Origin of the sequence: Sanyastnella coralliicola, assembly GCF_030845195.1 — a bacterium.
GTDB lineage: Bacteria > Bacteroidota > Bacteroidia > Flavobacteriales_D > Sanyastnellaceae > Sanyastnella > Sanyastnella coralliicola.
The window spans coordinates 3187934-3200056 of the sequence record NZ_CP132543.1 but is presented as its reverse complement, the minus strand read 5'-3'; the positions used below and the strand labels follow the sequence as shown (position 1 = coordinate 3200056).

Here is a 12123-nt window from a genome sequence, read left to right as displayed (position 1 = left end):
ATGAATTTTCGCGTATAAATCATACAAAATTGTAACACGAAACGCCCACTATACAAGACTTAGAGGAAAAATAGAAAGTGTCAAAAATACACTTATAGCGATGCTGTTCGTCCTCCGTCAACCGGCACGTTGATTCCGTTGATGTAAGCAGCTGAAGGTGATGCTAGGAAAGAAATCGCCCATGCGACTTCTTCAGGTCTACCCACACGCTTCATTGGTACTTGAGATTCCATTCCGGCGCGTACATCGTCAAGGCTTTTTCCTGTCTTTTCAGACTTGCGTTCGATGATTCCCGTGAGACGAGCTGTATCAGTGGCTCCAGGTAATACATTGTTGACAGTAATACCAAATGCACCGAGCTCATTTGCAAGAGTTTTTGACCAATTGGCCACGGCGCCGCGGATTGTATTTGACACTCCAAGGTTTGGCAATGGCTGTTTTACGGAGGTACTAATCACATTGATGATGCGTCCGTAGCCCGCCTTCTTCATTCCAGGAACCAGCTTGGTAGCCAAGATGTGGTTACAAATGAGGTGTTGATTGAATGCAATTCGAAATCCTTCAACTTCCGCGTCGATGGCTTGTCCGGGTGGTGGGCCTCCGGTGTTGTTGATCAAGATCTGTGCTTCGTTTTCTACAAGGAATCCGTCGAGTGCCTTTTCCAAGCTATCAGGATGTTGGAAATCTGCAGTCAAGGTCATGTTTTCCTTGCCGTTGATTTCGTTGATCTCAGCCACTGCTTTTTGCAGTGAAGCCTCGTTACGAGCCACCAAAACAATGCGGGCTCCCATGCTCGCTAATTCTTTGGCTGTAGCGAATCCAATTCCTTGTGTACTACCGCACACCATTGCGGTATAGGGTGAAAGATCTAATTGCATCATGGGCGCAAGATACGCTTTCGAATGTGTTCGTACCTTGAAACGAAACAAGAAGCGTCAAGCTTCGTATACATGGAGACGTCATGAAAAATCTAGGATACATACTCTGTTTTGTGCTATTCATCGCTTGTGGAGAAGCTCCTCCAGCAGAAGAAGAGAATGCACAGGTAGAAGAGACCGCAACTACCTCCGTTACCTTCGATCTAAGCAGCGTCGGCGTTGCCCTCGAAGGTAAAGTACCCTCATGGATGCCTGAAGGGAGTTTTCCGGTAGTCACCAAGGACTCTAACTCGGGTATTGTCTCGATTACTTATTCCCCTGAATTGATTGCAAAGCTTGTCCCAGACAGTCGCTCTTTGAGTGAAGCGAAGCTCGAGATTCAAGATGGAGCAGTATTCGATGTGGCCATTCTAGAAGAAGGGTCTGACCTGCTCATGTTTGAGCAAAAATTGCCTACCGGCGAATCGGTAGGAGTACAGATTGTTCGTGTCATTGACGTGAACGGACAAGGATACCATGTCTACTCAGATGAGAATATCGAATTGACAATTCATGAAGCCCGTCAGTTGGCTGAATGTGTTAATTCACTGTTAGTGATACAATAAATCCCTAGCAATCAGCTGGTTTTTCTCGCATCAATTGTAATTTTGTAGTACAAACAACTAATCATGCGACTACTTCTTATTGCACTTTTCGCGATGGCATCGCTGGCTGCTAACGCTGGAGTTTATGTTTACTCTGGGGTTTACCAAGGCCGAGATCTATACGTAAAGAACCCTTTCTCTGCAGACGGAGTTGGATTCTGCGTATTCGAAGTGAAAGTAAACGGAGAACTCACTACAGACGAAGTGAACTCTAGTGCCTTCGCTATCGATCTAGCCATGTTCGAACTGAATATCGGAGACCCCGTTGAAGTAGTTATTCGCACCAAAGATGACTGTGAACCACGTGTCATTAATCCAGAAGATATTTCTCCACGCGCTACTTTCGAGGTTGAGAATATCAGCGTTTCAGGAGAGAACAAGCTCAGCTTTGTCACCTCAAACGAAGGCGGTCCACTACCGTTCACAGTAGAACAATTCAAGTGGAACAAATGGGTAGAGGTAGCCACCATCAACGGCAAAGGCGATGGCGGACACCAATACGAAGTGGATATTCGTTTCCACGAAGGGGTGAATACTTTCCGTGTCAAGCAGCGTGATGCAGCAGGTACCAAGACTTCAGATAAAGTAGACGTTGATTCATCTACTGCAGCCGTTTCTATGGTCAGCAACAAAATCTACGATAAAGTAGAATTCAGCGCCGCATGCGCCTACGAAGTATTCGATGAATACGGCGTACTCGTTACCAAAGGCAATGGCCCAACCATTGATGCCTCTTCTTGGGGCAAAGGCCAGTACTTCGTCAATTATGGGAAGACGTTTGGGGCGGTGGTAATGAAGAAGTAGCTCCAGCGTCCAGCTTTATGGGCGAAATGGCAAAATGGCGAAAAGGCTAAATGACCCTGGTGCATCTTTCAGAAAAGAGCTTTTGGAAGAAGGCCCTTACATACGCCTTAAGCCATACGCCCTAAGCCCCCTGAAGTATTATCTTCGCCCAAAACACATTCCATGCCCAACAAAATTGAACATCTAGGGATTGCGGTGAGTGATCTTGAGGCTTCTGAAAAGATCTTTACTGACGTACTTGGAGCGGCACCTTATAAGCGTGAAGAGGTTGAAAGCGAAAACGTGATTACGTCTTTCTTCAAGGTGGGTGAGAATAAGATTGAACTACTCCAGGCGACTTCTGAGGATAGTGCGATAGCGAAGTTCATCGCTGCGAAGGGTGAAGGAATTCACCATGTTGCCTTTGCTGTGGATGACATCCAGGCAGAGATTGATCGTTTGATGAACTTGGGTTACCGAATGATCCACGAAAAGCCGAAAGAGGGAGCGGATGGAAAGATGATTGCCTTCCTTCACCCTAAAGGTTCAAACCGTGTGTTGGTTGAGTTGTGCGCTGATAAGTAGGGATTAACGTCCGTACTTCTTACGCATCTTCTTGCCCCAAAGCTGATCACCACGCTTCTCAGTTCCTTTTCCTACACAATCACCTACTTTCTGGTAGCTGAATAGCAAGATTCGAACGCTAAGGATGATCGGACGATACCTTGTGTTGAACATAGGTAAGGTCGATTTCCCGTCGTAGAATGGGTAAATATTGAGAATCGGGGTCTCAATGGTTGGAATGATGAAAACGCCTGATTCGAGACGAATACCATAGCCCAACTTCGCATGAAGCTGTGCCTGCAATGGTCCTGCTTCTTCTACCGTGTTCAGGAGTTCTGGACCTTCATAGGTACGACGATCAATCAAGCGGTAATCTACATTGGCACCAAGGCTGAATTGAAGAAAACTCCAATCATTAAGCTGGGTAATGTGATTTGCATTTCCGTAAATCCCAAGGTAACCGTGTGAAAAGCTTCCTTGATTATTGACTGAAACCAGCAGACTGTCGCCGGTATTGACTCTTCCGTTAAAGTTTTCGCTAGCGCGGAATTGTTTCCAATGCAATCCGAAATCAAAGTAGTGAACGAAGACAGGGTCTTTGACGAAGTGCTGTCTTCCTACTTCGAGGTAAAGGCCAAGTTTGCCTGCAGCGTCAAAAGTGCCTGAGTACAATGTGTCGACGCCTGACTCTGTGTTTAGTAGACGTGTGTCAGTACGCTGGCTCGCATTCGGGATCATGTAGGTCAGCCCCGGGCCAAAGTGCCATCCGTTCGGACTGTACTTTCCACCAATTTGGTAGAGAGGTCGGTGTTGTCTACCGCTTTGTGCTTCGGCCGTTAGGCCAAAAAGAACAAGTGAAATAACGATCAGGAAGCGTGTCATACTACTAAAGTAACGCAGAATCAATCAGTTTCGTTTCAAGAATTGATTTCAGCGAGGATGGCCTGCTCAATCTCTTCGCTATCCCACACCTCTTCAATGTCTGGACGATCCATCACGCGTTTCATGATTTCATCCTGCACATCACCGTTGCGCAACGCCTCGTCGTACGGGATATGTGTGAATGTCACCTGTGAGTACAATGGAATCCATTTGTCTGGATGGCGTTCGTTGAATCGCTTTTCAATTTTCTTCTGAAGAAGGAATTGAGGATCTGCCGTTTTATCGCGCATCTCGATGTAATTGCGAAGTGCCAATTCTAGAATGGCATCAGCCTCAGGCTTGCGTTTCTTCGAGAACTGCTCAAAGGTCTTTTCCCAATCACCATTGTTCGCCTCAAAGACTTCTTCAAACACAGAGCAATCTTCGAAACCGCTGTTCATTCCTTGTCCGTAGAACGGAACAATGGCATGGGAAGCGTCGCCCATCAAGCAAATCTTATCTTCAAAATGCCACGGATTGCAACGAATCATAACCAATGAAGACGTAGGGTTTTCGTGGTAATCTTGGATGTATGTCGGCATGAGGTCAACCGCATCCTTGAACTCGCGTTCGAAGAACTCGCGAATCTCTTCTGTGGTGTTCAGTGATTCGAAGGAGTCTTTCCCTTCAAAGGGGAAGAAGAGCGTACATGTGAAACTTCCATCTTGATTAGGAAGGGCAATCAGCATGTACTCACCACGCGGCCAAATGTGCAGTGCGTTGGTCTCGATTCTATGTTTACCATCGGCAGTTGGCGGGATGGTCAACTCTTTGTAGCCGTGATCTAGGTATGCTTGCTCGAAGTTGAAACGATCCACCTTCATCAAACGCGAGCGGACAGCAGAGAACGCACCGTCGGTTCCGAAGATGCGGTCGTACTTGACTTCTTTGATCTCGCCAGTTACCGTGTTCTCCAGATGAAGGATGTTCTCCTTCATGTTGATGTCGTTCACCTTCGTGTCGAAGGCTACCGTTACTTCATCGTACTCATCTGCCTTTTCAAGGAGAAGTTTATTCAGTCCACCACGAGATACGGAGTAGATCGCTTGTTGATCTTTCCCGTATTGCTGGAAACTGAGGTTTCCTGCTTGATCGTGCATCACACGACGGTACATTGGGATGGCTGCATCACGAACGGCATCAGCAACTCCTGCCATTTCTAGCGCTTTCCAACCACGGTCAGACAAGGCGAGGTTAATCGATCGTCCGCCGATGTAATCGGCCTTACGTGGGTCACGTCGACGTTCGTAGATGTCTACCTTGAAACCTCTGCGGGCTAGAAAGAGCGCAAGGAGGCTTCCTACGAGGCCTCCACCGGCTACTGCGATGCGTTCGTTTGTGTTCATCCTAGGGCTTGTTCAATATCTTTAATAAGGTCGTCGGCATCTTCGATACCTACACTTAGTCTGATCAGAGAGTCAACAACCCCTGACTTCTCGCGTTCTTCTTTTGGAATAGAAGCGTGAGTCATGGTTGCAGGGTGACCACAAAGTGATTCAACCCCTCCGAGTGACTCAGCAAGAGTGAAGAGTTTGAAGCGAGCTACGGTCGCTTTCGCAGTCTCCAGGTCGTCTTGCTTCAATGTGAACGACATCATTCCACCGAAGTCATGCATCTGACGTGCTGCCACATCGTGATTTGGGTGATCTTCCAATCCAGGGTAGTAGACTTTGTCAACTTTTGGATGCGAATTCAGGTATGCCGCAATTTTCTTTCCGTTGGCTGTGTGTTGCTTCATGCGGATATGCAGGGTCTTGATTCCACGAAGAACGAGGAAACAGTCCATTGGTCCACTCACGGCACCACAGCTATTCTGCAAAGTATAGAGTTGCTCAGCGAGTGCATCATCTTTCACTACAAGCGCACCCATCACTACGTCTGAGTGACCACCGATGTACTTCGTTACTGAGTGCATCACGATATCTGCTCCGTGGTCAATCGGATTTTGAAGCGCCGGTGAGGCGAAGGTGTTGTCTACTCCCAACAGGACGTTCCGTGAAGCGCAGCGTTCCGCGATAGCGGCAATATCAACCACCTGAAGAACAGGGTTCGTTGGAGTTTCAACCCATACCAAACGCGTATTCTCAGTCATGTACTGCTCTACGTTGTTGGCATCGCGAAGATCAACGAAGGTGAATTTGATTCCGTACTTCTCAAACACCGTGCGGAAGATGCGGTAAGTACCACCGTAGAGGTCATTCACCGAAATCACTTCATCGCCCGGGTTCAAGAGTTTGATAACCGCATCAATGGCCGCCAAACCACTTGAGAAAGACAAACCGTGCTTTCCGTTTTCAAGTGCCGCCAGGCTTTTTTGCAATGCATCACGCGTTGGGTTGTGCGTACGTGAGTATTCGTATCCTTTATGGTTACCGATTCCTTCTTGAACGTAAGTTGACGTTTGAAAGATCGGTGTCATGATCGCACCTGTGCTTGGATCCGGCTCCACCCCGGCGTGAACCGCCTTCGTGCCGAACTTCATATCCTTAGTCTCCATCTGTTGCTTCTGTAAATTGGTCGTGCAATGTATCAAATCTATCCCGCCTGCTCAACCTTTCGTTTGGCTGTTCTACGAAGCCATCCCGGTAAGATTGCAGCACCAACAAAGAGGTAAGGGAAGTAGGTCAATAATCGCCAGATGACGGCCACAAGAACCAACAATACAGGTGCAAGTGCCGCATTCTCCCATGGAAGGTAGTTGAAGAATGCTGGGAGCAGCAGTTCAGCAATACCACTTGAACCAGGGGTGAAAGAGATCAAGAGGATCACCCACATTACTAGCTGTCGACCATAAACTTCGAAATGATCGAACCCAGCAGTAAAGGCAAGGAAGATAAAATTCAAGGTGAGGAAACGGGCAGTCCAGCTCACGGCTGTAGAAGCCATGGCTTTGGCCCAAAATCCGATGCTCTTTCCTTTGAACTCTTCACTACTGATGACAATTTCATCACCCAACTTCACCATATGGTGTTGCCAGCGACGAAGGAAGCCGAAAGAGAATAGCTTGACCAGGAATAGTTTCGTTTGGTGCGGGAAGAAGAAGACTCCCGTAAGTATGGTAGTCGTGAGCAAGACGATGAATCCATAGCCCGCATAGAACAGTGTGCGAAGCAACTCAGGTGTCACGATATCGAATAGTCCTTCTGAAGGGAATAGGCGATCTCCTCCAATGATCACAAACAGCAGCGGCACCATCACAATGTAGAAGATTTCATCCATCATCGCTGTAATGAAGATCGTTGCCGTCGATTTTCCGAGGTTGATTCCTTCTCGGTTCACAACGAAAATGGCAACCCCAGATCCCCCCACGACACTAGGTGTAAGCGCACTGGCAAACTCCCAGAGCATGATGACATCAAAGCTTTGTCGCCATGTCAAGAACTTATTGGTCAACAATCGAATGCGATAGATGTACCCGGCATCGCGTAACACGACCATCAACAAGGCCAGCGCAATGGCGATCCATGCATCTTCTTCCCAGGAATAGTTGGAAAGTAGTTCCCCGGCGTAGGATTCGATGTAGCCGCCGCCTTCTTGCAACACGAACTCCTCAGGGTCAGAGGTGTCAGGAGCTCCGTTTTCATTGGCATCAACCCATGCATGCGTTCCCACTTGACCATCGGTTACGGGAATGTAAGTAGGCTTGGTTAAGTTCCACCATAACAATCCTCCAGCAGCAATCAAGCCGATCAACACCGGGATCATAATCCGCCGCCAGGAGAGGCGTTTTTTTATGTCTTCTTCATTCTCTGCCAACGTGGCTCAAGTTAGTAAAAGGGCGAACGGGCAAAAAGGCGAAAAGGCGAAATGTTTTTGGGTTAATTATTCTTGTACCACCAACCTTAGCCATTTAGCCATTTAGCCATTTAGCCATTTAGCCCTTTAGCCCTTTAGCCCTTTAGCCCTTCAGCCCTTTAGCCCTTTAGCCCTTTAGCCATTTAGCCCTTTAGCCCTTTAGCCCTTCAGCCCTTTAGCCCTTTAGCCTATTCCTCTGCCCACACCTTCGTTCCTTCTGTACAATTAGTACAAATATCGATTTGGTCACGGGACTGAAGAATAGATTGACGAAAATCATGGTAAGCTGGGCCATTCCAAATGGAGTGGAAACCATCTTCTGCGGTATCGCCGAGTTGATGTGTGGCGTCTTTATCGAAGCAACAAGGAACCACTTTCCCATCCCAGGTGATGACACATCCTTGCCACATGCGCCAGCACTGGTTGAGGAGCTTGTTTTTGATGGTCCAGGTTCCGTCTTTTTGCTGACGGTAGCGAGAGTATTTGGTATCGTCTGGGATAAGTGGATTGCCGTTTTCGTAATCGTAAACCTGAGCTGTTTTGAGTCTGACTTCATCCACGCCAAGTTCTGCGGCTAGTTTGTGCACGTCGTCGATCTGATGCTCGTTGGGCTTGACCACCAAGAACTGGAAAATGACGTGGGGAGTGGTTGAACCCATTTCCTCGCGTGCCTTCAAGATGTTACGTGTTCCGGCTAGTACCTTTTCGAGGGAACCGTGGACTCGGTATTGCTCGTAGGTTTCTTGCGTGGTGCCATCAATAGAAATGATGAGACGAGAGAGCCCACTTTCCACTGTTTTTCGTGCCTGCTTCTCATCCAAGAAGTGGGCATTGGTGGAAGTCGTGGTGTAGATGCCTCGGTCACTGGCTGTTTTAACCAGATCCGTGAATTCTGGATGCAAATAGGGTTCGCCTTGAAAATAGAAGATGATATTTCCGAGGGTGCGTTGTGTTTGGTCGAGTAACTTGTTGAGGGTTTCTTTGCTCAGCTTACCGGTAGCGCGGGTGAACTGTTTAAGACCAGAAGGACATTCAGGACAACCCAAGTTACAGGCAGTCGTAGGTTCGATCGATAGCGAAAACGGACCACCCCAGTGCAGGGGTCTTCGGGTGAGTCTTGAAAGATGGTAACTCAGCCAAAGTCCAAAGAAGTTAGCCACCTTCCGAATTGAAAGGGCTTTCCACTGTTCTCGTCGGTCTTGCCAAATGCGCTGCACGAAACAAAGTTAGGGCATCGGACCTTGCCAAAGTGTAACAAACTGTAGTTGCCATTCGTCATTTTTCCGCGCTAGCGATACTAAAACTCGTAGTATCCTTGTTGCAATGCTAGACCAAATACAACTTGCGTTCATGATGCTTTGTCGTCGTACCGTTCTTCTTGTCGTCTTTCTACTGTCTATCATGGGCCTTCAAGCCCAGGTGTCTGGACGTGTCATTGACGCACAAACGAAGGTGCCGATGGCCTTTGTGACGGTGGTGGTAGAAGGACAACAAGCAGGTTCCTATACCGACATTGATGGGAAGTTTGATATTCCGCAAGTAGCGCAGGGGGCCACCTTGGTTTTCAGTTTTGTCGGCTACAAAAGCACACGGGTTGAGGTCAAATCAATGCAGTCACAGCTCTTGGTTGAATTGCGTCCTGAACGTGTTGAGTTAGCAGAAGCTGTGGTGCTTCCTGGAGAGAATCCAGCAGAAGCATTGATGCGGAAGGCCATCAAGAACAAAAAGGTCAACAACCCGGAAGAGTCGAGGAGTTTCGTCTATGATGCCTACAACAAGCTGGTTTTTACTGCGCTTCCTGACAGTGTTTACATTGACAATCCACAAAAAGTAGCAGAGCTTGATACTTCAGATCAAGAGGCCTTGAAGTTCTTTGATGAACAGCATCTCTTTTTGATGGAGTCGATCAGTGAACGCAGATTCCTGAGTAAGGGAAAGGATACGGAGATCGTAAAGGCCAGCAAAGTTTCAGGACTTCAAGCCCCAGATTTTGCCTTGTTGAGCACGCAGTTGCAATCGTTCTCGATCTATCGAGATGAGTTCAGTTTAATGGACCTACGCTATTTGTCTCCTTTCCATTCGAGTGCAATTAGTAAGTACCTCTTCATCATCGAAGACACAACTTATCAGGATCAGGATACAGTGTTTGTCTTGTCATTCAGACCTCGTACAGGGAAGAAGATCAACGGATTGAAAGGCGTACTTCACCTGAACAGCAATGGATATGCTGCACAAAGTGTGATTGCAGAACCTGCTACAGCTACAGAGACTTTTGGAATTCGCATTCGCCAACGATATGAGTTTATCGATGGGCAGCAATGGTTTCCTGTGCAATTGAACACGGACCTCACTTTCAATAACATTGAAGTGGATTTCATGGAGGTTGTTGGCATTGGTAGATCTTATCACTCCAACATTCAATTGGATCCAGAGTTGAAGAGAAGAGACGTCGGCGAGATTGCCTACCGAATGGAAGCGGCGACGGTGCGTCAGCCAGAAGAATTCTGGAATCAGTACCGAAACGACTCCCTTGATTCACGTGAGCTTCAGACCTATGAGTGGATGGACAGCCTTTCGAATGAATTCAAGTTCGATCAGAAGTACCGTTGGTTCCAGGCCTTTATGTCAGGCAAGCTGAAGATGGGCAAGGTCGATTTCGATTTGAGCCGACTCATGCGTTTCAACGATTACGAAGGTTTCAGACTAGGAGGTGGATTGGCCACCAACGATGATTTCATTCGAAACCTCTACTTCGGTGGTTTCGTGGGTTATGGCTTCAAAGATCGCGAGCTCAAAGGAGGAGGAGATATCACTTGGAAGATTCGTCGAATGTCGAATACCTCTCTTTCCGTAGCCTATTACTCAGAAGTCTTTGAACGAGGCGGAAGTCAATTCCCAGGAGATAACTCATGGTTATCTGACGCGGGCTATTACCAGCTCTTCATCAATCAAATGGATCGCCTAGAGGTGGCAGAAGCCGGTATTACTTCAAACTTGCCAGGCTATCTCAAGGTAACCGCCAAAGTGCGCACAGGTACCCTGATTAATAATTTGAATCAGCAACTCATTTCTACTCCGAACGATGAGGTCACTTTATTCCATGATCGTGCACCCATCAATGAAGCGGAGTTGAATGTTAGATGGAGCTTCCGCGAGAAACAGATTCAGACGGTGAATCGTCGTGTTTCGCTAGCGCGGAAATGGCCACTGGTTGGTGCTCAGCTTATTGCGGGTGAATATGAAGCAGGAGATGAGACGAATGAATACTTGCGCCTTCAGGTCTCACTAGACCACACCTTCCGAATGCCAATTTTAGGTGACTTGTCTTTCTTCGCTCACGCGGGAAGAATCTACGGAGACGCCCCAGCCTTACGTCAATTCTCCATCCGCGGAACCCAAAATGACTTCTCGGTAGCCACTCCCCGCGCCTTCGAAACCATTGCCCCAGGGAGTGTTTTCACCGATGAATACGCGGCCTTACATATCCGTCACAGCTTCCGCGATTTGTTATTCAGTAGACCAAAGTGGAAGCCACATGTCGTCCTAGTACACAGCATGGCTATCGGAAACCGCGGTGATCGTGACCACCTAACACCGCTCGCCGCAGGTGATATCTCTCAAGGCTATTTCGAGTCAGGTATAGAACTCAAACACCTCGTTGTTTCAGGCTTCTCATCCTTCGGTATCGGTGCTTTCTACCGCCACGGTTCATACAACGAAGGAGAGTTTGTAGACAATGTGACCTTTAAGTTGAGTATTGGGTTTGTGTCTTCTTAAGTGAAGGGAGTGTTTTCTCCGGCGTCCGGCATCCGGCGTCCGTTTGTTCTAGGGCGAAATGGCGAACGAGCGAAATGTTTAGGTTAATTATTCTTGTACCACCAACTTTAGCCATTTAGCCCTTAGCACTAACGCCTAAAGCCTATAGCCTAACGCCTAGTAAGACTCCGCTTTCCACAACCGATACGCCGCCTCCAACTCCTCGTAATACTTCTCCCCGTATTTGCGGATGATTGACGACTTACAGAATCGGAATACAGGCATTTGGAGTTTCGCTCCACAGTCGCAGGCGGGTTTGCAGATGTGCCATTTGTGGTAGTTGACCGCGTCGAAGTCTTTGAGGGCTTTGATCCGGATAGGGTAAAGGTGACAGCTGATTGGTTTGTGCCAGTCGATCTTCTTATCAAGGTATGCCGCTTCGATGCCGCATTTAGCTGTGCCATCGGCATCGAAGATGGTGTAAGCACATTCTGCGTCGTTCACGAGTGGGGTGGTGTAATCACCATCTTGATCCACCACGAAGAAGCCATTTTCTTCAATGCTTTTGATCCCTTCTTCCGTCATGTACGGCTTCACTTGAGGATACACCTGTTCAAGCAAATCCAGTTCACTTTCCTCTAGTGGCGCACCGCTGCTTCCTTCTACACAACAGGCTCCCTTACATGCGCTCAAGTCACAAGTGAAATGCTCGTCAAAGAGCTCAGTCGAGATGATGGTTTTTCCGATTTGGATCATGGGGCAAAGATAGTGGTTAGGCGTTA

Annotated in this window: 11 protein-coding genes; 4 read left to right on the top strand and 7 right to left on the bottom strand. The window is 47.7% G+C overall.

What is annotated here, in order from left to right:
- Positions 1-92: 92 nt before the first annotated feature.
- Positions 93-878, bottom strand: coding sequence for an SDR family oxidoreductase (locus RA156_RS13345; protein WP_434064844.1), 786 nt, complete (start codon positions 876-878; stop codon positions 93-95).
- A gap of 83 nt (positions 879-961) precedes the next feature.
- Between RA156_RS13345 and RA156_RS13340 the strand changes: the two genes are divergently transcribed.
- From RA156_RS13340 to mce, 3 genes are all read left to right on the top strand, one after another.
- Positions 962-1483: a hypothetical protein gene (locus RA156_RS13340; protein ID WP_306640764.1), complete on the top strand. Its 522-nt coding sequence runs from the start codon at positions 962-964 to the stop codon at positions 1481-1483.
- 63 nt (positions 1484-1546) lie between these two features.
- Entirely contained in the window at positions 1547-2326 is a 780-nt protein-coding gene (locus RA156_RS13335) for a hypothetical protein (RefSeq protein ID WP_306640763.1), read from the top strand.
- A 162-nt stretch (positions 2327-2488) separates the two neighbouring features.
- Positions 2489-2890: a methylmalonyl-CoA epimerase gene (gene mce, locus RA156_RS13330; RefSeq protein ID WP_306640762.1), complete on the top strand. Its 402-nt coding sequence runs from the start codon at positions 2489-2491 to the stop codon at positions 2888-2890.
- A gap of 3 nt (positions 2891-2893) precedes the next feature.
- On the opposite strand, the gene RA156_RS13325 is transcribed toward mce, so the two are convergent.
- From RA156_RS13325 to RA156_RS13305, 5 genes are all read right to left on the bottom strand, one after another.
- Positions 2894-3751: a hypothetical protein gene (locus RA156_RS13325; RefSeq protein ID WP_306640761.1), complete on the bottom strand. Its 858-nt coding sequence runs from the start codon at positions 3749-3751 to the stop codon at positions 2894-2896.
- A 35-nt stretch (positions 3752-3786) separates the two neighbouring features.
- A complete protein-coding gene (locus RA156_RS13320) occupies positions 3787-5136 on the bottom strand; it encodes an FAD-dependent oxidoreductase (protein ID WP_306640760.1) in 1350 nt (449 codons plus the stop codon).
- Positions 5133-6272, bottom strand: coding sequence for a cystathionine gamma-synthase (locus RA156_RS13315; RefSeq protein WP_306640759.1), 1140 nt, complete (start codon positions 6270-6272; stop codon positions 5133-5135). Before RA156_RS13315 ends, RA156_RS13320 begins: the two co-directional genes overlap by 4 nt.
- Before the next feature lie 53 nt (positions 6273-6325).
- On the bottom strand, positions 6326-7546 hold the full coding sequence (locus tag RA156_RS13310; protein ID WP_306640758.1) for a lysylphosphatidylglycerol synthase transmembrane domain-containing protein: 1221 nt from the start codon (positions 7544-7546) through the stop codon (positions 6326-6328).
- Positions 7547-7773: 227 nt separating this feature from the next.
- Positions 7774-8802: a radical SAM/SPASM domain-containing protein gene (locus RA156_RS13305; protein ID WP_306640757.1), complete on the bottom strand. Its 1029-nt coding sequence runs from the start codon at positions 8800-8802 to the stop codon at positions 7774-7776.
- 106 nt (positions 8803-8908) lie between these two features.
- Here RA156_RS13305 and RA156_RS13300 point away from each other — a divergent pair, with 106 nt between their 5' ends.
- On the top strand, positions 8909-11362 hold the full coding sequence (locus tag RA156_RS13300; RefSeq protein WP_306640756.1) for a DUF5686 and carboxypeptidase-like regulatory domain-containing protein: 2454 nt from the start codon (positions 8909-8911) through the stop codon (positions 11360-11362).
- Between the two features lie 156 nt (positions 11363-11518).
- Here RA156_RS13300 and RA156_RS13295 read toward each other — a convergent pair whose 3' ends face one another.
- Complete coding sequence (locus RA156_RS13295; protein WP_306640755.1) at positions 11519-12097, bottom strand: DUF3109 family protein; 579 nt, start codon at positions 12095-12097, stop codon at positions 11519-11521.
- Positions 12098-12123 lie beyond the last annotated feature (26 nt).